Source organism: Peribacillus sp. NPDC096379 (assembly GCF_044762875.1).
GTDB lineage: Bacteria > Bacillota > Bacilli > Bacillales > DSM-1321 > Peribacillus.
Genome location: NZ_JBIWFD010000001.1, coordinates 679,919 through 702,384 on the forward strand (window position 1 = coordinate 679,919; position 22,466 = coordinate 702,384).

Below are 22,466 nucleotides of genomic sequence, written 5' to 3' on the forward strand. Positions count from 1 at the left end.
TAAAAGAGGAATAAGCTTGTCAGATAGACACGTTCTTGTAAATACGTTAGAATTGTTACACTGGTCAATCTAAAAAACTAGACGATACGATAAATTATTGGAGGTGTCAGGCATGGCTGATAGAGAAATCATCGTCCCCCTCCTGCCGCTAAGAGGCTTACTTGTATATCCTACAATGGTGCTACATTTAGATGTTGGACGAGACAAATCGGTACAAGCTTTGGAAAAAGCAATGGTGGAAGATCATCTTATCTTTTTAACGACACAAAAGGATGTTTCCTTAGAAGAACCAGGTGAAGAAGATATTTACCAGATGGGAACTTTAACAAAGGTGAAGCAAATGCTTAAACTCCCGAACGGTACAATCCGCGTATTGGTAGAGGGACTGAACAGGGCTCAGATTATTGAGTTCTATGATGATGAGACACAATTCTCTGCCAAAGTCGAAGTGTATGAAGACAGTGATGAAAAAGGAATTGAGCATCAGGCATTGATGCGTACGCTGTTGGAATACTTTGAACAGTACATAAAAATGTCGAAGAAAATTACTCCTGAAACATTTGCCGCAACGGCAGATATTGAGGAACCCGGCAGGCTTGCGGATGTGATAGCATCCCATTTGCCATTAAAGCCGAAAGAAAAACAGGAAATTTTAGAAACCATTGATGTGAAAGAACGATTAAGCAAAATAATCGAAATCATCAATAATGAAAAAGAAGTATTAAACCTCGAGAAGAAAATTGGCCAGCGTGTGAAACGTTCAATGGAAAGAACACAAAAAGAGTATTATTTACGCGAACAAATGAAGGCGATCCAAAAAGAACTTGGCGACAAAGAGGGGAAAACTGGGGAAATAGCTGCCCTAACTGAGAAAATAAATGAAGTTGGCATGCCAGAGCACATCAAGGAAACGGCCATGAAAGAATTGGATCGATATGAGAAAGTCCCTTCTTCCTCTGCGGAAAGTTCTGTCATCCGTAATTATATCGAATGGCTCATCACACTTCCGTGGTCTAAGGCAACAAAGGATGATCTCAATATTCAAAAGGCTGAAAAAGTGCTGAATCGTGATCATCATGGACTTGAAAAAGTGAAAGAACGTGTACTTGAGTATTTGGCTGTCCAACAATTAACACAGTCGCTTAAAGGACCAATTCTTTGTCTTGTCGGGCCGCCTGGAGTAGGGAAAACTTCTCTTGCACGTTCGATTGCAACGTCGATGAATCGCAATTTCGTTCGGATTTCGCTTGGCGGAGTGCGTGACGAATCAGAAATACGCGGACACAGAAGAACGTATGTTGGTGCGATGCCAGGACGCATCATTCAAGGCATGAAAAAAGCAGGAACGATTAATCCAGTGTTTTTACTAGATGAAATCGATAAAATGTCCAATGATTTTAGAGGCGATCCTTCAGCTGCGATGCTTGAAGTGTTGGACCCGGAACAAAATAATCATTTCAGTGATCATTATATTGAAGAAACCTATGATCTCTCAAAAGTGATGTTCATTGCTACAGCTAATAACTTGGCGACGATACCAGGACCGTTACGGGATCGGATGGAGATCATCTCTATTGCCGGTTATACGGAGATCGAGAAACTTCATATCGCAAAAGATCATTTGCTACTTCGGCAAATGAAGAATCATGGTTTGCAAAAGACACAGCTTCAAGTTCGTGAAGACGCACTAATCAATATCATCCGCTATTACACGAGAGAAGCGGGTGTCAGAAGTCTGGAACGTCAATTAGCTAGCATTTGCCGTAAAACCGCGAAAATCATCGTATCTGGTGAGAAAAAGCGCGTGGTGATTAGTGAGAAAAACGTAGAAGATTTCCTAGGAAAAACGATGTTCCATTACGGTCAAGCAGAAACTGTGGATCAAGTCGGTGTTGCAACCGGTCTTGCTTATACAACAGTAGGCGGAGATACGCTCCAAATCGAAGTGTCTCTTTCACCAGGAAAAGGGAAGCTCATTCTGACAGGGCAACTAGGCGATGTCATGAAGGAATCTGCCCAAGCAGCATTTAGTTTTGTTCGTACGAAAACGGAACAACTCGGAATTGATGCGAATTTCCATGAAAAGCAAGATATTCATATCCATGTACCAGAAGGAGCCGTTCCAAAAGATGGACCTTCAGCAGGGATTACTCTTGCAACAGCGTTAATATCTGCTTTAACAGGTCGACCTATTCATCGAGAAGTAGGGATGACAGGCGAAATTACTTTGCGTGGACGCGTGCTCCCGATAGGCGGTTTAAAAGAAAAATCACTAGCCGCACACCGGGCAGGATTGACGAAAATTATTATCCCGAAAAATAATGAAAAAGACATTGACGATATACCGGAAAGTGTCCGAAAAGAATTAGAATTTGTTCTCGTTTCTCATGTTGATGAAGTGTTGGAACATGCATTGGTAGGTGAAACAGAATGAAAGTAACAAGTGCCGATATCGTCATTAGTGCGGTGAAACCGGAACAGTACCCAAATGAATCGATTCCGGAATTCGCCCTTGCAGGTAGATCAAACGTCGGCAAGTCCAGCTTTATTAATAAGATGATCAATCGTAAGAATCTTGCACGGACATCTTCAAAGCCAGGAAAGACGCAAACGTTAAATTTTTATATCATAAACGACATGCTGCACTTCGTTGACGTACCTGGATACGGCTACGCCAAAGTATCTAAAACGGAGCGGGCAGCGTGGGGGAAAATGATTGAAACGTATTTTACAAATCGCGACCAGCTTAAGGCAGCTTTATTAATCGTTGACCTGCGCCATCCACCGACGAAAGATGATATCATGATGTATGGCTTCTTTAAGCATTATGATTTGCCCGTCATTGTCGTTGCAACGAAAGCTGACAAAATCCCAAAAGGGAAATGGCAAAAGCATTTGAAAGTGACACGTGAGACATTAGATATGGAAAAAGAAGACGAAACCATCGTTTTCTCTGGTGAAACGGGCCAAGGGAAAGACGAAGCATGGGGATTGTTGAAGAAGTTTATGTAAAAACAGGGTCAGACCTCACACTCTACACATTGTTTACTGACATGTACACGTCATATAAACGATATAAAAGATGTGGGGTCAGACCCTTTTTTTTATTTCTTTTTAATGAAAAGAATATAGATGCCAATACCCATTACCAGAAATGGCCAATAAGACGCTGAGTTTGCGAGTGCAGTTTCGCTCAGTCCGAATTTGCTGATGAGCTGGTCATAATAGACCGTTATAATAGCAATAATAAGTAACAAGATTCCTTTGGTTAAGCTTGATTTCGTCTTACTTGCCTGCATCAGAAAGCCGATGGCAACAATGAGTTGAAGAACACCGATGTGATTAGGCCAAAAAGCAAGATGATCAACTAGATGATAGTGCAGCCCGGTTCCAAAAAGGATCACACCTGGAAGGATGGCTTGAAACTGTTTCCCACCATATGCTTCTCCTAAAAAAGCAGCTCCGATAATACAAAGAACGGTTGGCCAATTGAAAAAGCCTTCAAATAAGACGAGATTATACTGTTGAAGCAAGAAATAGAGGCCGAAGCCGAGTAAGATAATTCCGGGAAAGATTCTCTGAGTTTTCATCATGACCCCCTAGTTTGATTACTTGAAGTTCGTTTCAATTTTTGTTATGGTCTTTCATATAGAGTAATTGTCGAATCCACTTATGTAAAATGAAGATTAGGTAACAATTCCATGTTAGCACATCGTTTTCATGAACTGTTCATAATTTTGCCGTTTTAAGTAAAATATAAATGATATAATGTAGGATGTTGAGTATTGAATTTACTGGGGGTGCAAACGAAAGATGCATATAGTAGCGGTAGGCTTGAATTATAAATCTGCCCCTGTCGAAATCCGAGAGAAATTATCATTCAATGAAGCTGAACTTGCTTTAGCAATGAAAGCATTAAAAAACAAAAAAAGTATTCTCGAAAACGTCATTATTTCGACATGTAACCGTACCGAAATCTATGCGGTGGCAGATCAATTGCACACAAGCAGATATTATATAAAAGAATTTCTTTCCGAGTGGTTCAATATCGAGAGAGAAGAGTTTTCTTCGTATCTTACAATCTATGAAGGCGAGGGAGCGATTGAGCATTTATTTAAAGTAGCATGTGGTTTAGATTCGATGGTTCTTGGTGAAACCCAAATACTTGGACAAGTACGGTCAAGCTATATGGAGGCTCAAAAAGAATCAACAATCGGAACCGTTTTCAATCATCTTTTTAAGCAATCATTAACGTTAGCAAAAAGAGCTCAATCCGAAACAGAAATTAATACAAATGCAGTATCTGTTAGCTATGCAGCCGTTGAATTAGCGAAGAAAATATTTGGCGAATTAACGGGAAAGAATACATTGATTCTAGGTGCAGGTAAAATGGGTGAACTCGCCATTCAAAATCTCCATGGTAATGGAGCTGACGATATCACGGTTATCAACCGCACACATGAGAAAGCCGTTACTTTAGCTGAGCGTTTTTCTGGGAAAGCAAAGCAATTACAAGAATTGCAATGCGCGCTAGTGGAAGCAGATATTCTTATTAGTTCAACTGGTGCAAAGGATTTCGTTATTAATAAAGAAATGATGACCTTTGTGAATAAGATGCGTAAAGGCCGCCCCATCCTGATGGTTGATATTGCTGTTCCGCGTGACCTAGATCCTGCAATCGCTGAACATGATAATGTTTTCTTATATGATATTGATGATCTTGAAGGAATTGTAGAAGCGAATATGCAGGAACGTAAAAAAGCAGCTGAGAGTATTTACATGATGATTGAATCCGAGATTGTTGAGTTTAATCAGTGGGTAAATGTCTTAGGTGTTGTGCCGGTTATTTCAGCACTTAGGGAGAAGGCGCTAGCGATTCAATCTGAGACAATGGTAAGTCTTGAACGGAAGCTTCCTCACTTAAGTGAACGCGATCAGAAGCTAATCAGCAAGCATACGAAGAGCATCATTAACCAAATGCTGAAAGATCCCATTCTATATGCAAAAGAAATAGCGGTCGAGCCAAATGCGAAAGAAGCTTTGGATCGTTTTGTGAAGATTTTTCACTTGGCAGATTTAGTTGAAGAATCTACGATGCCCGTACAACAGGAAAAAAGAAAAGTGGCGCAGGTTAAACCAGTCCCTGTTCAAGTGTAGTTGGAGTATCATATGGAATTAATTATGACAAGATTACATGAAGTGACTGTACTAATTTATGCAGCAAGTGTGCTCTTATATTTTATTGATTTTCTTCATAATAACCAGAAGGCAAACAAAGGAGCTTTCTGGTTACTTGCTATTGTTTGGGTCTTACAAACCGTATTTTTATTTTTATACATGCTACAAACGGGCCGAATCCCCGTGCTGACGATTTTTGAAGGCCTTTATTTTTATGCATGGGTGCTTATTACGTTATCGTTGTTGATCAATAAATTTCTACCTGTTGATTTTACTGTATTTTTTACAAATGTATTAGGGTTCATCGTGATGGCGATTCATACATTTGCACCGGTTCAAATTCAGTCGAAGGTACTGGCAGAGCAGCTCGTTTCAGAACTTTTGCTGATACATATCACCCTTGCAATCCTATCCTATGGGGCGTTTTCACTTTCCTTTGTATTCTCGTTATTGTATTTAATTCAATACGATTTATTAAAAAGAAAGAAATGGGGTAAGCGTCTATTACGGCTTGGCGATTTAGCTAAGCTTGAGCATATGTCTTATGTGCTCGCGGTCATTGGTGTGCCGATGTTGATTCTATCGCTTATTCTAGGGTTGCAGTGGGCCTATATCAAAGTGCCAAATGTCATTTGGTTTGATCCAAAAATTCTTGGTTCATTTTTAGTGCTCATTGTGTACAGTATCTATTTATATTTTAAAGTCCGAAAGCAAATGTATGGAAAAACGTTAGCCTATCTGAACCTTATTTCATTTTTAATCGTTCTTATTAACTTTTTCTTTTTCGGAAGTCTTTCCACATTTCATTTATGGACTACATAGGAGGATATCATGAGAAAAATAATTGTCGGTTCAAGACGAAGCAAGCTTGCTATTACGCAGACTAACTGGGTAATTAATCAATTAAAGGAGCTTGGTGTACCTTATGAGTTTGAAGTAAAAGAGATTGTGACAAAAGGAGATCAAATCCTTGATGTAACATTATCTAAAGTGGGCGGTAAAGGCTTGTTTGTGAAAGAAATTGAGCAAGCGCTTTTAAATAAGGACATTGATATGGCTGTTCATAGTATGAAAGATATGCCTGCTGTGTTGCCGGACGGTTTGACGATTGGCTGCATTCCACCGAGAGAAGATCACCGCGATGCCTTGATTTCTAAAGACCACGTAAAACTTGCTGATTTAAAGCCTGGTGCAATCGTTGGAACAAGCAGTTTGCGTCGCAGTGCACAATTGCTGGCGGAACGTCCTGATCTTGAAATTAAATGGATTCGAGGCAATATCGATACTCGTCTTGAAAAACTAAAAAACGAAGATTATGATGCCATTATCCTTGCAGCAGCCGGCCTTGCGAGAATGGGTTGGAAATCAGATGTTGTAACAGAATTCCTTGAACCAGAGCTTTGCCTACCTGCTGTTGGACAAGGTGCACTTGCTATCGAATGCAGGGGTTCAGATGCTGACCTGTTAGAACAATTGGAAAAACTGACGTGTAACGAAGCGAAGGCAACAGTAGAAGCGGAGCGGGCTTTCCTTGATAAAATGGAGGGTGGTTGCCAAGTTCCAATTGCGGGATTCGCTACTGCAAATGATGCGGGAAGTATTGAATTAACAGCGCTCGTGGCATCACCTGATGGAAAAACAATTTTCAAAGAAGTCGTTGCAGGAGAAAATCCTAAAGAAATCGGTATTGAAGCAGCTCGGATCTTAACGGAAAAAGGTGCGAAAACATTAATTGATTCTGTGAAAGAGGAGCTCAGTCAGTAATGAATGAGTCTGGCCCTCTAAAAGGTTATCATGTTCTCATTACTAGAGGGAAAAGTCAGGCAACAGGCTTAGTAGAAAAAGTGGAGAGCTATGGCGGCAACGCTGTGGTCGTTCCACTCCTTGATTTTGTCCTGCCTGAAAACGTCAATCAGCTTAAAAATTACGTTCGTCATATTCATGAGTATGACTGGTTAATTCTTACGAGCCAAAACGGAGTTGACTACTTTTTCCGTCTTCTAGAAGAGCAGGCACCGGTAAAATTGCCACGGATTGCAGTAATTGGTAGTAAAACTGAGGAAATCCTTAAGAGTCACGGGGTTAAGTCGGATTTCGTGCCCTCAAATTTTGTCGCCGAATCTTTTGCAGAGGAATTTATTCCAATGATAAAGCGGGGCTCGCGTGTCCTTATTGCGAAAGGAAATTTGGCTCGTACGGTTATTGCCAAAAAAATTCGTGAGGCAGGGGCACAATGCCAGGAAATGATTACGTATCAAACGGTATTGCCTAAAGAAAGTGAGCCGAAGCTTTCAGACTTGCTCACTAAGGGGCGATTGAATATTGTTACGTTCACGAGTTCGTCAACGGTCCATCACTTTATGAAAATCGTAAACAAGCAAGATTTGCAAGCGAGTTTAGATCAACTTGTTTTTGCCTGTATTGGTCCAATCGCTTTTGAGACAGCTGAATCATATGGTTTGTCTGTAGCTGTTTGTCCAAAAGTATACACAGCAGAAGCTATGATTGATTGTTTGGCGGAATATATGTCAAGACAATATACAAAATGAATATGGCGTTAAAACACCACCACTTACGAGGAAGGATAAATCAGGTAGTACGCTACACTCACCTAATCGCAATGGTGGCGGTGCGGAGCCGGAATTCGGGGTGCTTTTTTCAATAAAATAAGTGTACTTGCTAAGTAGATAGGCTATATAGTAAGTACTGAAGCCCCGTCCCCATGTCCTTCATCAAAATGAGACTGACGTTTCTAATGCCACGATTTACGATAAAGGACCCACCTAGTGTACGTAAGTTTAGTATGGGCTATATTTTTAAAACGCGGAGACTGAATCCCTTTGGCCTTCGTGTAAATCATTTTTAGGGAGGAATTCATATGAAAGACATTCAATTTACGAGACACCGTCGTCTGCGTTCAAGTGCTGGCATTCGTTCCCTCGTTCGCGAAACGCATTTACATAAAGAGGACTTTATTTACCCAATCTTCGTCATTGATGGTGAGAATGTCAAAAGTGAAATCACTTCTATGCCAGGAATTTATCAGCTTTCTATGGATCGTTTATTGGATGAAGTGAAGGAAGTCGTGAGCCTAGGAATTAAATCAGTCATCTTATTCGGTGTGCCATATGAACATGATAAAGATGAAGTAGGTACAGGCGCATTTAGCCATAATGGGCTTGTACAAGTCGCTACACGTTTGATTAAGGAATCATATCCAGAACTGATTGTTGTCGCTGATACTTGTCTTTGTGAGTATACAAGCCATGGTCATTGTGGCGTTGTAGAAGGCGACAAAATCTTAAATGACGCGTCCCTGGACTTACTTGCCAAAACCGCAATTAGTCAAGCAGAAGCAGGAGCGGATATCATTGCCCCTTCCAATATGATGGACGGTTTCGTTCGTGCAATCCGTGCTGGACTTGATGAAGCAGGCTTTTTAGATGTGCCAATCATGTCATATGCGGTTAAATATGCATCAGCCTATTATGGTCCTTTCCGCGAAGCAGCCAATGGCGCACCACAGTTTGGCGACAGAAAAACGTATCAAATGGACCCAGCTAACCGGATGGAAGCGTTCCGTGAAGCGGAATCGGATATAGATGAAGGAGCAGATTTCCTCATCGTCAAGCCGGCGCTTTCTTATCAAGATATTATCCGTGATGTGAAAAATTATACAACTCTGCCAGTTGTTGCTTATAATGTGAGTGGAGAATATTCGATGGTCAAAGCAGCTGCAATAAACGGCTGGGTAGATGAAAAGTCGATTGTCTTAGAAATGTTAACAGGCATGAAACGTGCAGGAGCGGATTTAATCATTACATACTTTGCGAAAGACGCTGCGCGCTATCTAGATGAAATGAAGTAAGAACCTTTTTCTAAAAAAGGATGTGTCCAAAAAGGCCAGTGAAGTACGTATGCACAAATACGTGAAGACTGGACTTTTTGAACAACTTTTAAAATAAACGATGAAATGGGGAATACCATGCGTTCATATGAAAAGTCAAAACAAGCCTTTGCACAGGCACAGAACCTAATGCCAGGCGGTGTAAATAGCCCAGTTCGTGCATTCAAGTCAGTTGACATGGATCCGATTTTTATGGAACGGGGAAAAGGCTCAAAGATTTATGATATTGATGGCAATGAATACATCGATTATGTATTGTCATGGGGGCCGCTTATTTTAGGCCATTCGAATGACCGTGTCGTGGAGGCTATAAAAAAAGTCGCAGAAACTGGCACAAGCTTTGGAGCATCTACTCTCATTGAAAATGAATTAGCGAAGTTAGTCATTGAAAGAGTTCCTTCGATTGAAATGGTCCGTATGGTTTCATCTGGTACAGAAGCGACATTGAGTGCTTTGAGACTTGCGCGCGGATATACAAGTCGCGATAAAATTTTGAAATTTGAAGGATGCTACCACGGCCATAGCGATTCATTATTAATTAAGGCAGGATCCGGTGTCGCAACACTTGGTTTGCCAGACAGCCCAGGTGTTCCAGAAGGTATCGCGAGAAATACGATTACAGTTCCATACAATGATTTAGCAAGTGTTAAATACGCATTTGAACAATTTGGTGAAGACATTGCGGCCATCATCGTTGAACCAGTTGCCGGCAATATGGGGGTTGTCCCACCCGAGCCAGGATTCCTAGAAGGCTTACGAGCTGTAACAGAAGAATATGGTTCTCTATTAATTTTTGATGAAGTGATGACAGGATTCCGTGTCGGTTATAATTGTGCCCAAGGATATTATGGCGTAACACCTGATATTACTTGCCTCGGAAAAGTAATCGGCGGCGGTTTGCCAGTCGGTGCATTCGGTGGGAAACGGGAGATTCTAGAACGCGTTGCACCAAGCGGAACGATTTATCAAGCAGGTACGCTCTCAGGTAATCCGCTTGCAATGACAGCTGGACTTGAAACACTGAGTCAATTAACGCCTGAAGTGTATCAAGAATTTATACGTATTGGGGACATGTTGGAAGCAGGCATCGGTCAAGTTGCCAAGAAATATGACATCCCACATACGTTCAATCGTGCCGGTTCTATGATTGGCTTATTCTTTACAAACGAAGATGTCATCAATTACGAAACAGCGAAACAATCCGACTTGAATTTCTTCGGCACCTATTACCGTGAAATGGCCGAACAAGGCGTATACTTGCCACCATCTCAATTCGAAGGGCTATTCCTGTCAACCGCCCATAGTGACGAAGACATTGAAAAAACAATCGCAGCTGCTGAACAAGCATTTGCTAAATTGAGAAAATAAAAGTAAAAAGCAGATTTACCTTTTGAGGTGAATCTGCTTTTTTTACGTAATGAAGATATGCGTCAACATGAAAAACTGCACACTTCAATTCTTCCCAGTCATTTTTCGCGTCATATTATCGTAGGAATTTTCATAGATTGTTAATGGCATCGTTATTTGTTTTCTTAGTTTGGAAGGAGGAGTTTGTTTGTCAACCGAAAATCAATCGTTTTTACGATTTTCCTTAGAGGAATCAGTCTGGTTTCAGAAAGGGCAGGAGATAGAAGAGCTTTATTCACTATCGCTTGAACCGAATGTGACCATTCAAGAGAGTGACCAGTATGTGGTCATTAGGGGTTCGTTGGATTTGAGTGGGGAGTATAAGGAAACTGAAGAAGAAGCTGGGGCGCAAGATCTTGGATATTCACAGCCCTATTATCCGAAGACGATTCATAGTGTGGATCAAAGAGAAGACGGATTGAGTGAATTTATTCATCGTATCCCTGTTGATATTACGATTCCAAACAATCGCATACAGTCCCTAGATCATATTGATGTAAATATCCATGCTTTTGATTATTTTATGCCTGAAAAAAATTGCTTGAAGCTTGAGGCGGAGCTTTTAATTAGTGGGATTGAAGAGTCACGACCGGAAAGTAAATCTGAAGAACCAAGAGATTATTTACATTCAGATGAATATGAAGAGGAAGAAAATGAGCGAGATGAATCAAATTCAACATGGGAAGAAACGGTTGAAGTGGAATTTGAGGATGAGAGTTATTCTTCTTCTGGGAATGTGGAGATCCCACCCGAGCCAGTCTCATTTTACCGGGAACCAGAAGAAATGGCAAATAAGCCAGAAGAAATCGAATATTCGTCAGAGGAAAATGAACCAAAGCCAGCCTTTTTTCACCGGGAACTAGAAGAAGCGGCAAATGAGGCAGAAGCAATCGATGATTCGTTAGAGGAAAACGAACCCGAGCCAGTCTCATTTTACCGGGAATTAGAAGAGGCGGCAAATACGGCGGCAGAAATGGAGTCTTCAGTAGAGGGAATCGAAACAGAGTTAGTCCCTTTATCTCGAGAAATAAAAATGGAAAAAGAAGATGAGGACGAGTTATTTACTCCGTTTGTTGTAGAGGCTAGAAAATTACCAGACATTGAAGAAGCTGAAGCATCACGGCCGATTTATGCAAATAAAACAGAAGAGATACAAGCTGTGGACCTTCCTATATTGGAGCAGAAATCAGAAGTGCCACTGAACCGCAAAGTTGAGAATCGTGTACCTAATTCAGAAATCTTCCCAGAGAATGTTTCTGAGAATTCTCTGTTGGAAAAGGAATATGCTCCATTACTTGATTTTGTCCGCCGAAAAGAAGAAAAAACAATGAAGGAAGAACCATCTGAACGTGAAAAAGCCGCAAGTGTTGATTCGGCACAAAAAGAGGCAACTAGCGACGATCATCTCTCGTTAACCTCCTTTTTAGGTCGAAAGCAAGAGGAAGAGTTAATTGGCATCAAAGTATGTATTGTTCAGCAAGGAGAAACCCTAGATAGCTTGGCTGAACGTTATGAAGTCAGTGTACAGTCACTCCTAAATAGCAATGAACTAGAACCAAGCCAAGATATCTATGAAGGTCAAGTATTATACGTTCCTAAGGTGAGAGTTACTAAAAATTAATCAAGGGCAGAGCGGGTCATCCCCTCGCCCTGCCTCCTTATCAAGAAATTAATTGATGGAAGTGAATTCCATGGCGGATCATGAAACAAGAAACAAGGATGCTGAAGCGGTTCTCCGTAACTATGCGGTAAAAACGTACCATATTGAATATATGGGCAATATTACAAAGCTATACAGTGATAAAGGAGTCTTTGCTCTTAAATCGATTGATCCTCATATTGGGATTGATTTTATCCGAAATATTCAACGCTTATATCAGCGTGGATATAATCGAATTGTCCCCATCTATCAAACGATGGACGGCCGTTATGCGGTGCTTCACAACAGTCGATTGTATTATTTGATGCCTTGGCTTTCTGATCAGGAAGATGGAGAGCGCTCCGAACGGAATAAGCAAATGTTTCGCGAGCTTGCCCGGATGCACGCATTGTCAGTAAGAGAGATTTCCGTTGATCAGGAAGAGCGTGAAGAACATTATCAAACGACCCTTGAAGAATGGAAGAAACAGTTGGAATTTCTCCGTGAGTTTGTTGAAAGCTGTGAAAAGAAATGGTATATGTCGCCATTCGAGCTGATGTATTGTACGTACTATACTGACCTTTCACAGGCGCTAGAATATTCAACGAAAAAACTAGAAGAATGGTACGAGAAAACAAAGGATCATGAAAAGATCCGGACGGTTGTGACACATGGAAAGGTTTCATTGAAACACTATGTATACGATGATCGCGGCTATGGCTACTTTATTAACTTCGAAAATTCAAAAACAGCACCACCACATTTTGATTTGCTTCCATACCTAGTGGAGGCTGCGAGAACCTATCCATTTCCGTGTGATGACTGTGTCGATCTTCTCTACAACTATATGCGCTATTTCCCCCTGAAGTCAGAGGAAGTATTGTTATTTCAAAGCTATCTCGCTTATCCAGGATCATCCATTTCGGTGGTTAAAGGTTATTTTGAAAAAAAGGGACATCGAAGTGAGTTACAATATGTCAGTCATTTTCAACGGCAATATTGGTTATTGAAAAATATTGAATATATGGTGATGAAAATCGAGGAAAACGAAAGGGCAAAGAAAGCAGCTGCAGAGGCACAACAACAGCAAGAACAAGAACAGCAAGAACAAGAACAGAATGCAGAATAATCCGATGCGTATGCTAAAAGGAACAGTAGCATATCGCTTCGGATTATTTTTTGATTCCTCATATCCAATTTTGCCGAAAAGAAATCAACAGTACGACAACGATCGAAAGCAGCAAAATATCTAAAAATGTCGGAAACAAAAGAGTGCGAAATCCCTGAAAAATACAGATCGGTAACATAAACTGACTACAAACATTACGGATACCTTTCAGCCAGGGCGGCAGCGTATAGGGAGTATAACGTTGTCTCAAAATTGCCCAACTCCTCACTTTTAAGTGGTACGATATCATATGGTTAAAAGTGGAGTTCCGTGAATAAAGTGAAACTTCCATCAGTGGGTTTTCTATCCCCGCTGATGGTTAGTTAAACCGGAATAGATGATCACATTTCCGGAAATACTGAATATTATAAGAAAAACCGTCACAGATGTAAGGGTAGACACCAAAACTCATTTAAAAACTTATAAATTCATATTTAATTAAAAAACTAAAGAAGATGATTGACGTTAGGTGTATTTCTTTTGTAAAATGAATCTTAATGAATAATTACATATCAACCGCTATGATTGGAAGTAGTATGATGAAAGACTGCTAAAAGAGAGGAAGCCATTTGCTGAAAGGTTTCTAAGTGTGTCCCATCAGAAGTCGTCCATGAGCAGTTTCCGTGAACAAAAGTAGTAGCGGAAGCCGGCGAAAAGCCGTTATCTAATCTTTAAGAGCCGAGAAAAGGATTGAACTCTTTTTTCGGAAAAAAGGTGGCACCGCGAACAACTTTCTTCGTCCTTTTGTGATGAAGGAAGTTTTTTTGTGTCTTTAACACATTTTTAAGGAGGAAATTCAGATGGAAGAATTAACGATGCCGACAAAGTATGATCCGCAGTCCATTGAAAAGGGCCGCTATAAATGGTGGTTAGATGGGCAGTATTTCAAAGCGGAAAGCGATGAAAAGAAAGAGCCATACACGATTGTGATTCCACCACCGAATGTTACGGGTAAATTGCATTTAGGTCATGCATGGGATACGACGCTTCAAGATATTATTACGCGAATGAAACGGATGCAGGGCTATGATGTGTTATGGCTTCCAGGAATGGACCACGCTGGAATTGCAACACAGGCAAAGGTTGAGCAAAAGCTTCGTGCTGACGGAATTAGCCGTTATGACCTTGGTCGTGAGAAGTTTGTCGCAGAGACATGGAGCTGGAAAGAAGAGTATGCAGGCCATATCCGTGATCAATGGGCAAAGCTTGGCTTAGGTCTTGATTATAGCCGAGAACGATTTACATTAGACGAAGGACTTTCTAAAGCAGTGCGAGAAGTATTCGTAAAGCTATATAATAAAGGGTTGATTTATCGCGGCGAATATATTATTAACTGGGACCCTTCAACAAAAACGGCGTTATCTGATATTGAAGTCATTCATCAGGATGTTCAAGGTGCGTTTTATCATATGAACTATCCGTTATCTGATGGATCGGGTTCCATTGAAGTGGCGACAACTCGTCCTGAAACGATGCTAGGGGATACAGCAGTTGCTGTCCATCCAGAAGATGACCGTTACAAGCACCTAATTGGTAAGCATGTTATTTTGCCAATTGTCGGCCGAGAAATTCCAATTGTTGCGGATGATTATGTCGATAAGGATTTCGGTTCAGGTGCAGTGAAGATTACGCCAGCTCATGATCCAAACGATTTTGAACTTGGCAACCGCCACAATCTTGAGCGCATTCTTGTCATGAACGAAGATGGCTCAATGAATGACAAGGCCGGTATTTACAAAGGAATGGACCGTTTCGAATGCCGTAAACAAATTGTCAAAGACTTACAAGAACAAGGCGTTCTGTTTAAAATTGAAGAACATATGCATTCTGTCGGTCACTCTGAGCGAAGTGGCGCTGTCGTTGAACCGTATTTGTCTACGCAATGGTTCGTCAAAATGCAGCCATTAGCAGATGAAGCGATTAAACTTCAACAAGGATCAGACGAAGAAAAAGTTCACTTCGTACCGGATCGTTTTGAGAAAACCTATTTACGCTGGATGGAGAATATCCGTGATTGGTGTATTTCTCGTCAGCTTTGGTGGGGCCACCGTATTCCGGCTTGGTATCATAAAGAAACAGGAGAAGTATATGTCGGTCAAGAAGAACCTGTTGACAGTGAAAATTGGGAACAGGATACGGATGTTCTTGACACATGGTTCAGTTCAGCACTATGGCCGTTTTCAACAATGGGCTGGCCGGATCGTGAAAGCGCCGATTTCAAACGCTACTACCCAACAGGTTCACTTGTTACAGGCTATGACATTATCTTCTTCTGGGTGTCTCGAATGATTTTCCAAGCAATTGAATTCACTGGCGAGCGTCCATTTAAAGATGTACTCATTCATGGGCTCGTACGTGATGAACAAGGTCGCAAAATGAGCAAATCCCTAGGTAATGGAGTTGATCCAATGGACGTCATCGATCAATATGGTGCCGATTCATTACGTTACTTCTTATCAACAGGAAGCTCACCAGGCCAAGATCTTCGCTACAGCACAGAAAAAGTGGAAGCGGTATGGAATTTTGCTAATAAAATTTGGAATGCATCCCGTTTCGCATTGATGAATATGGATGGAATGAAATATGAAGAAATTGACTTAACTGGTGAAAAATCCGTTGCGGACAAATGGATCTTAACTCGTCTGAACGAAACGATTGAAACCGTTACTCGTCTAGCTGATAAATATGAATTCGGTGAAGTAGGCCGCGCTCTTTATAACTTTATCTGGGATGACTTCTGTGACTGGTATATTGAAATGGCGAAGCTACCATTATACGGTGAAAATGAAGCAGCAAAGAAAACGACTCGTTCAATTCTAGCTTATGTACTTGATAACACCATGCGTTTATTGCATCCATTCATGCCGTTTATCACCGAGGAAATATGGCAAAACTTGCCGCATAATGGCGAATCAATCACCGTTGCAGCATGGCCGGAGGTGCGTTCTGAACTTACGGACAGTGCAGCAGCTGAGGAAATGAAGTTGCTTGTTGAAATCATTCGTTCTGTACGTAATATTCGCAGTGAAGTAAATACACCACTTAGCAAGAAAATCAAGCTCATTCTGAAAGCGAAAGACGAAAGCATTGTAACAACACTTCAAAATAACCGTGCCTACATTGAACGATTCTGTAATCCTGAGGAATTGACAATCGGTACAGTAGTAGATGAGCCAGGCCAAGCAATGACAGCTGTCGTTACAGGTGTGGAACTTATTCTACCGCTTCAAGGCTTAATCAATATCGAAGACGAAATTAAACGTTTGGATAAAGAGCTGGAGAAACTGAATAAAGAAGTAGAACGTGTGCAAAAGAAACTAGGCAATGAAGGCTTCGTGAAAAAAGCCCCTGCACAAGTAATTGAAGAAGAAAAAGCAAAAGAAAAAGACTATGTTGAAAAACGTGACGCTGTTATTCATCGTATGAATGAATTGAAACAGCTGTAAGTAAAAAAAATCTTGAGCGTTACTCTTAACCCTACGAGGAAAAAGGTTCAGGATTTTAAACTGTATCACCTAATGAAAGGTGGCGGTGCGGAGCTGATTTTGCAAAGCCCCGCCCCTTTTCCATGAAAAAAGGATGACTCAAAAAGGTAACAGATGACTCTATGGGTCATCCTTTTTTATTAGTTGCATACAGATGGATAATTGAATTGAAAAAAGCCACTTTGAAGATCAAGAAAATTTCCAGCCGTCCATAAAAAAATCATTTTGCCTATTTTTTAGGAGTTTGTTATGTTTAAATGTGATCCTTTATTAAAAGTTTGAGAAAAAGATCGATTTTTAGGGAGTGGTATGTTTGTTTCAATCAATGGAAGAGGTAATGGACTATTTATATAGTAGAGAATCGAAGCTTGGGATGGACTTCGGGCTTGCACGGATGGAGAATCTTTTAAAAGAGCTCAGGAATCCAGAAAAGAGCTTTCAATCCATACATATTGCTGGATCAAATGGTAAAGGCTCGACATTGAATGCCTTAAAAGAAATCTTAATGGCTCAAGGTCTTAAAGTTGGCAGTTTTACTTCACCACATCTAGAAAAAGTGAACGAAAGAATGATGATAAATGAAACGATGATCTCAGATGAAGAAATCATTGAACATATGAATACCCTTTATCCTTTATTGGAAGAAGGACAAGTAGGATATCGAGCTACTTTTTTTGAGATTATTACGATCCTATCCTTTCTTTATTTTCAAAAAAAAGAGATGGACATTGCGCTCATTGAAACTGGATTAGGTGGTAGGCTTGATTGTACGAATGTCATCACTCCTTTACTATCTATTATCACGTCGATTTCTTTAGAGCATACGAATATTCTTGGAAATACTTTGGCTGAAATCGCATCTGAAAAGGCGGGCATTATTAAACATGGTGTTCCGGTTATTAGTGGTGTAACGGAAGAGGAACCAGCTACGGCTATAATGGAGTATGCCAAAGTACAGGATGCAAACCTTTATTGTATAAATAAAGAAATCTTCGTGAATGAGCCTAGCCAAGTTCAGGATGGCCAATATTTTTCGTTTAAAATGGGGCATACAACGCTTGAACAAATCGACCTTAAAATGCTCGGACGTCATCAGGTGAATAATGCGGCGCTAGCTATTGCAGCAGTAAGGCTATTAATTGAAAAATACCATCTAGAAATCTCTGAAAATAGCATTCGGCAAGGGTTGGCAAAAGCACATTGGGCTGGGCGATTTGAAGTGTTACCAGGTCATATCATTTTAGATGGCGCTCATAACCCTGCTGGAATGAAAGTTTTGTTGGAAACATTACAAACTAGATACCCTGATTTGAATTATCATTTTGTTTTTACTGCTTTACAAGATAAAGACTACAATCAAGTGTTAAGCATGGTAGATGAACAAGCAGCATCGATTATCTTTACCGAAATTGATTTTAAGCGAGCAGCATCCGCACAGGAACTTTTTGAAAAAAGTAAGATGGATAAGAAAAAGGCCATCATAAACTGGCAGGAAGCGATCGATTATGCACTGAATCATCGAACCATCAATGATTTAGTCATCGTCACAGGTTCCCTCTATTTTCTTGCACTTGCCCGACCGTATATCATGAAAAATAGTTGAACAGACGACCGTATTCGATTGAGAAATGAATTTTGCGCGCCGGAGCCCAATTTGACGCAAAAATTTATGAAGCCAACTGCCATATTCATACGAGATCAACCCTTTATGACAGTTTTTATAAAAAACCTGTAGCTTAATGATGCGATGGGGCAATGTTCAGTGGAAACACCAGACTTAGCACGGATATTAACTTCCTGTTTCAAGTATTACGAGCCAGAATTATTAATAGGAATCGATAGTGGTGCTAAGCGAGGAGGGAGAAACCGGGTATCTCAATATGACGGGTGAAACACATATTTAAAGATCGGACCTTTCGCAAACTATAGACACTTCATTTGAACTGTGTACAGTAGGCATTAGGTCGGATCTTTTTTTAGTTTTGGATTACTTTTTCTAATTCATTGGTTTATGATAGGGATGATAAGTTAAATGCGGGGTGAAGCACTTTGATGATTATATATACAACAATGATTGCTGTCGTTCTGCTAGCTATCCTCCTGTATACACTTCCTTTGCGAATATCGCGGTCTGGGAGAATAGCTATTTTGATATGTAGTGTTTGTCTCGCAGCCATTCCGCTTGTTGCGAATGATTTTTTTCCGCGTTGGTTTCTGTATATCGCGCAGTTTCTATTGGCTATTCTTATGACTTATATCATGGTGAATAGACTCGAGTTTTCTCATGGAAAGGAAACAGAAGAAGCCAATTTATCGGAAATGGATCCGTTGTTTTCTTTTGCTGAGTTACAAGAACGAGCAAAAATGAGTGAAACGGTAGATGAATACTATGCTTCTTCAAAAGAGCAGCCAGAACCATTTATGATTCAAGAAGTTGAAGGGAAATCAGACACATCATTGGTTAAAATTGAAACGATCATGAATAAGCCGCTGGAATTGAAAGAGGATGCTTCTGAATTTATTGATTTTACGAATCGAGAAATTTTGGCGACTGAGGATACAGATGACCTAGAACCTTTCAGTTCAAGTGAGGAAGAACAGGTTTTGGCAGCAAGAAAGAAAATCTTTGCAAATCTTGAAGCGCAGGTAGCAACTTCTATAGAGGACGAGCAGCTGAGCAAGAACGAAGTAAACCTTGCACCGGCTGAACGTCTCAGTCTGGAGTTTGATGATTTGGAAGAAATGTATTTGAAAAAAAAGCAAGCGGGGGGACAGTAAATGGAGAAACGCTTCCCTACCTACTTACGGGTTTTAGCAATTGTAGTCCTTTCAACGATTTTTATCATGTCGTTTTCACAATTAGGAGTCAAAGCCTACGAGAAATTCCTGCAACAAGATCAAAAGTTTGCCGCAAATACATTCATTGGAACTGTTCAGGTTAGTGGCGAGTCTACTAAACAAGCAAATGAAAATCTCATCCACACGATTGCTGAATGGCAAAGCAAAAGTCGCCTTTCATTAACCTTTGCAGATCGTAAAATGACGATTCCTATGGATTTCATTCATTTTTCGTTAGAAGAATCTGTTCAAGACGCAGAAAACGGTATGGACAATCCATTATTCGCTACTATAACGGAAACAAATATCAGACAGTTGTTAAAAGAAATTGTGGATGAACAGGTAATTGAAAGGGTAAAAGTAGATCAATTACAAGCGGAAATTCAGAGACAAGCTGGTTTGCTTGATGTGAATGAGCGAGTGATAAGTTTGACAAAATTCTTTGAGGAATCGGTGTCTGTAAGTGTGATTTCTCATGCAAAAAAGCAACATATCGACGTCAAATCATTATCATCATGGGTTGGGAGCACGCATCCAATAACGATTCCAGCTTTCGGCGAGTTTTCTTTCATCAACGATTTGAGTGTGAATGCCGGTAGTTGGACGGATGAATTTTTAACACAAGTAGCCTCTCTAGTATATGAAGCAAGCTTATCAACTAATCTACAAATTCTTGAAAGAAATACAAGTCAGGAAGTGCCTGTAGGGGTTACAGCAGGCTATGAAGCCAAAGTCAATCGAAACGGAATGGACTTGAAATTAGCCAATCCTAATGACTTCGAAATGACAGTTACAATCAAAGCTACTCAACCAGGTGTGCTCATCGTTGAAATTAGTGGATACGAGACAGAACAACAATATAAAGTCGTATTAAAAGATTCGAAGACCATCCCTTATCGGAAGATCATTCAATACACAGCATTATTGCCAAACGGTTCAGAAACGATTAAGAAGTCAGGTAAACTGGGATATTCAGTATCCGTTTATCGGGAAACGTATAATTCATTGAATGAAAAACTGGATTCCGTGCAAATTTCGAATGACTTTTATTTACCTGTGAACGAGGTTGTTTTGAAGGAAATACCTGTGGAGTCTGAGGTAATAGGGGGAGATGATATGGAATTAGAACTGATTGAAGAGGGTGAAGATGATCATTCGGACGAAGAACTAGATACGCAACTGAGAGTTGATGAAGAACTTGGTGAAGACTCAATAGAAGAGAAACTACCATTGGATACAAAAGAAAAAGATAAATCTATAGACTAGACTTGAGAAATGGCTGCCAAATATTTTTGGTAGCCATTCTGGTTATTTTTCTAATCATCTGTTACTTCATTTTTAGTGAGTTATAAACCCGACCTTTTTTGTAAAATCATTTGTATTTGTTAATCAATCTTACTTAGTGCCTGAAGTGGAAAATCTTTAGGATCCCTTATATACTGTTCTATACCCTTGAATGTAATAGTAGTTCCCCCACTTGTCACATTAAAACCATTTCTAGCAATTACTACACCTTCAAATGATTCACCACTAAAAGTTACCTTGCCATTTGGGGCAAATAAGACCCCTGTCATTTTTAAGCCCCCGCTGTTTATAGTAATATCTCCCTGACTAACAATGGTTGCGTTAGTAAAAGTATTTACATATTTTCCTAAACCACTATCATAATAGCTTTGAACATTTATGCTATTCCCATATAATCTCATATTATCAGGTTTTATCGTTTGGGTATATCCGTGATCCTTGTACCACTGAGAATCTTTTAATGGTGGAATATCCGTATAACTCTTAGTTAACTTTGGAACATCAGCTTTAAGAATCACTTTGTCCAGAATAGATTGATGATAATTATTAGGATATTTTAAAGTCCCTTTATAATAAATTCTTGCATTTCCTTCTATCGTAGGTGTCCAATCCAATTCAACATTCCCTTGAACGTAAACATTTCCATGAATGATAGCATCTTTGAGCTTAAGATTTCCATTAACATATACATCTCCATATATATGACGTGTTCCACCCCACAAGGTTACATCTCCATTCACATATATCGTTCCTGGAGATGTAGGTGAACCCAAACCTGCACTACCTCCATCTATATTTACGGACCCATTTATATTAATATTAGAAACATTACTAAATGAACCACCGTTTAATTGACTGCTAAGCAAATTTCCTCCAACAATAATCGTGGCATTAGGTCCGTTCACTTGATTACCTTGAAATTCAAACTGTGAACCATACACAAAAATATCATTCTTCACTAGAAAAGTATAAAAATCTTCCACTGTACTAGGGCTAGGAGGCTTTACAATCTCACCCGCAATAGGCTGATTCGTTGTCCCCGGTAACACCGTTTCCAAGTTGTATTCGTTTTGATAGTGATCTTTTATAGTAAAGGCTACTTTGAAAGTTGATGTAGACAATAGCTGTATGCTTTGCTCTGAAACGACTTTAGTCCCATTGATTAGTACTTCTGTAAAAAGATAATTTGTTTCTGTTGCTAATGGATTTTTCTTTTCTTTCTCTGTGTATAACATGCCAGAACTATACCAAATACTATCTCCATTCTCATGCATCGATCGCAACTGGGTCATGACAATATTTGCTTCTTGTCTCAATTCGTTATGCGACTGTGTCTTCTCCTTAACGTGCAGCGTTTGAAAAAACACACCATACACAACACTCCCAATAAATCCTGTAATGGCTAAAGCGGCTAGCACTTCTATTAAAGTAATGCCAGATTCCTTGTTTACCTGTTTCATGAAATTCCCCACTTTTTGATAAAATTGATCCATTCCCTATTATAGTTTGTTATATAATGAATAAAAAGACATTAGGTGG

At 40.0% G+C, this 22,466-nt stretch carries 16 protein-coding genes and 1 other annotated feature; of the genes, 14 read left to right on the top strand and 2 right to left on the bottom strand.

Going from position 1 to position 22,466, the window contains the following annotated elements:
- Nucleotides 1–112 precede the first annotated feature (112 nt).
- Both lon and yihA read left to right on the top strand, forming a co-directional pair.
- Nucleotides 113–2,434 carry an endopeptidase La gene (gene lon / locus ACIQZI_RS03260; protein ID WP_062177104.1) on the top strand — a complete coding sequence of 774 codons (2,322 nt, stop codon included), beginning with the start codon at nucleotides 113–115 and terminating at the stop codon, nucleotides 2,432–2,434.
- Nucleotides 2,431–3,012 (top strand): ribosome biogenesis GTP-binding protein YihA/YsxC, encoded by a 582-nt coding sequence (gene yihA, locus ACIQZI_RS03265; protein ID WP_062177107.1) that lies wholly within the window; start codon nucleotides 2,431–2,433, stop codon nucleotides 3,010–3,012. Before lon ends, yihA begins: the two co-directional genes overlap by 4 nt.
- A 92-nt stretch (nucleotides 3,013–3,104) precedes the next feature.
- On the opposite strand, the gene ACIQZI_RS03270 is transcribed toward yihA, so the two are convergent.
- The gene (locus ACIQZI_RS03270) at nucleotides 3,105–3,593 is read right to left on the bottom strand and encodes a LiaI-LiaF-like domain-containing protein (RefSeq protein ID WP_403069314.1); all 489 of its coding nucleotides are present in this window, start codon (nucleotides 3,591–3,593) and stop codon (nucleotides 3,105–3,107) included.
- Between the two features lie 220 nt (nucleotides 3,594–3,813).
- Between ACIQZI_RS03270 and hemA the strand changes: the two genes are divergently transcribed.
- The 12 genes from hemA to ACIQZI_RS03330 all read left to right on the top strand — a co-directional run bounded on the left by hemA (nucleotide 3,814) and on the right by ACIQZI_RS03330 (nucleotide 20,888).
- On the top strand, nucleotides 3,814–5,157 hold the full coding sequence (gene hemA / locus ACIQZI_RS03275; RefSeq protein ID WP_403069317.1) for a glutamyl-tRNA reductase: 1,344 nt from the start codon (nucleotides 3,814–3,816) through the stop codon (nucleotides 5,155–5,157).
- A 12-nt stretch (nucleotides 5,158–5,169) separates the two neighbouring features.
- Nucleotides 5,170–6,000, top strand: coding sequence for a cytochrome C assembly family protein (locus ACIQZI_RS03280; RefSeq protein WP_062177116.1), 831 nt, complete (start codon nucleotides 5,170–5,172; stop codon nucleotides 5,998–6,000).
- A 9-nt stretch (nucleotides 6,001–6,009) separates the two neighbouring features.
- The gene (gene hemC, locus ACIQZI_RS03285) at nucleotides 6,010–6,942 is read left to right on the top strand and encodes a hydroxymethylbilane synthase (protein WP_403069320.1); all 933 of its coding nucleotides are present in this window, start codon (nucleotides 6,010–6,012) and stop codon (nucleotides 6,940–6,942) included.
- Nucleotides 6,942–7,727, top strand: coding sequence for a uroporphyrinogen-III synthase (locus ACIQZI_RS03290; RefSeq protein ID WP_403069323.1), 786 nt, complete (start codon nucleotides 6,942–6,944; stop codon nucleotides 7,725–7,727). The genes hemC and ACIQZI_RS03290 overlap by 1 nt, the downstream gene beginning before the upstream one ends.
- Before the next feature lie 329 nt (nucleotides 7,728–8,056).
- Nucleotides 8,057–9,046 (top strand): porphobilinogen synthase, encoded by a 990-nt coding sequence (gene hemB / locus ACIQZI_RS03295; RefSeq protein WP_403069326.1) that lies wholly within the window; start codon nucleotides 8,057–8,059, stop codon nucleotides 9,044–9,046.
- 117 nt (nucleotides 9,047–9,163) lie between these two features.
- A complete protein-coding gene (gene hemL / locus ACIQZI_RS03300) occupies nucleotides 9,164–10,453 on the top strand; it encodes a glutamate-1-semialdehyde 2,1-aminomutase (RefSeq protein ID WP_062177128.1) in 1,290 nt (429 codons plus the stop codon).
- 187 nt (nucleotides 10,454–10,640) lie between these two features.
- Nucleotides 10,641–12,113 carry a LysM peptidoglycan-binding domain-containing protein gene (locus tag ACIQZI_RS03305; protein WP_403069329.1) on the top strand — a complete coding sequence of 491 codons (1,473 nt, stop codon included), beginning with the start codon at nucleotides 10,641–10,643 and terminating at the stop codon, nucleotides 12,111–12,113.
- A gap of 55 nt (nucleotides 12,114–12,168) precedes the next feature.
- On the top strand, nucleotides 12,169–13,260 hold the full coding sequence (gene ysxE / locus ACIQZI_RS03310) for a spore coat protein YsxE (RefSeq protein WP_403072012.1): 1,092 nt from the start codon (nucleotides 12,169–12,171) through the stop codon (nucleotides 13,258–13,260).
- Between the two features lie 551 nt (nucleotides 13,261–13,811).
- Nucleotides 13,812–14,046 (top strand) — a binding site (T-box leader).
- 53 nt (nucleotides 14,047–14,099) lie between these two features.
- A complete protein-coding gene (locus tag ACIQZI_RS03315) occupies nucleotides 14,100–16,745 on the top strand; it encodes a valine--tRNA ligase (RefSeq protein ID WP_403069332.1) in 2,646 nt (881 codons plus the stop codon).
- A gap of 352 nt (nucleotides 16,746–17,097) precedes the next feature.
- Nucleotides 17,098–18,387 (top strand): bifunctional folylpolyglutamate synthase/dihydrofolate synthase, encoded by a 1,290-nt coding sequence (locus tag ACIQZI_RS03320; RefSeq protein ID WP_403069335.1) that lies wholly within the window; start codon nucleotides 17,098–17,100, stop codon nucleotides 18,385–18,387.
- Between the two features lie 449 nt (nucleotides 18,388–18,836).
- Complete coding sequence (locus ACIQZI_RS03325) at nucleotides 18,837–19,562, top strand: hypothetical protein (protein ID WP_403069338.1); 726 nt, start codon at nucleotides 18,837–18,839, stop codon at nucleotides 19,560–19,562.
- On the top strand, nucleotides 19,563–20,888 hold the full coding sequence (locus tag ACIQZI_RS03330) for a VanW family protein (RefSeq protein WP_403069341.1): 1,326 nt from the start codon (nucleotides 19,563–19,565) through the stop codon (nucleotides 20,886–20,888). It abuts the gene before it with no gap.
- Nucleotides 20,889–21,007: 119 nt separating this feature from the next.
- Here the strand turns inward: ACIQZI_RS03330 and ACIQZI_RS03335 are convergent, their stop codons facing one another.
- Nucleotides 21,008–22,420 (bottom strand): prepilin-type N-terminal cleavage/methylation domain-containing protein, encoded by a 1,413-nt coding sequence (locus tag ACIQZI_RS03335; protein WP_403069344.1) that lies wholly within the window; start codon nucleotides 22,418–22,420, stop codon nucleotides 21,008–21,010.
- Nucleotides 22,421–22,466 lie beyond the last annotated feature (46 nt).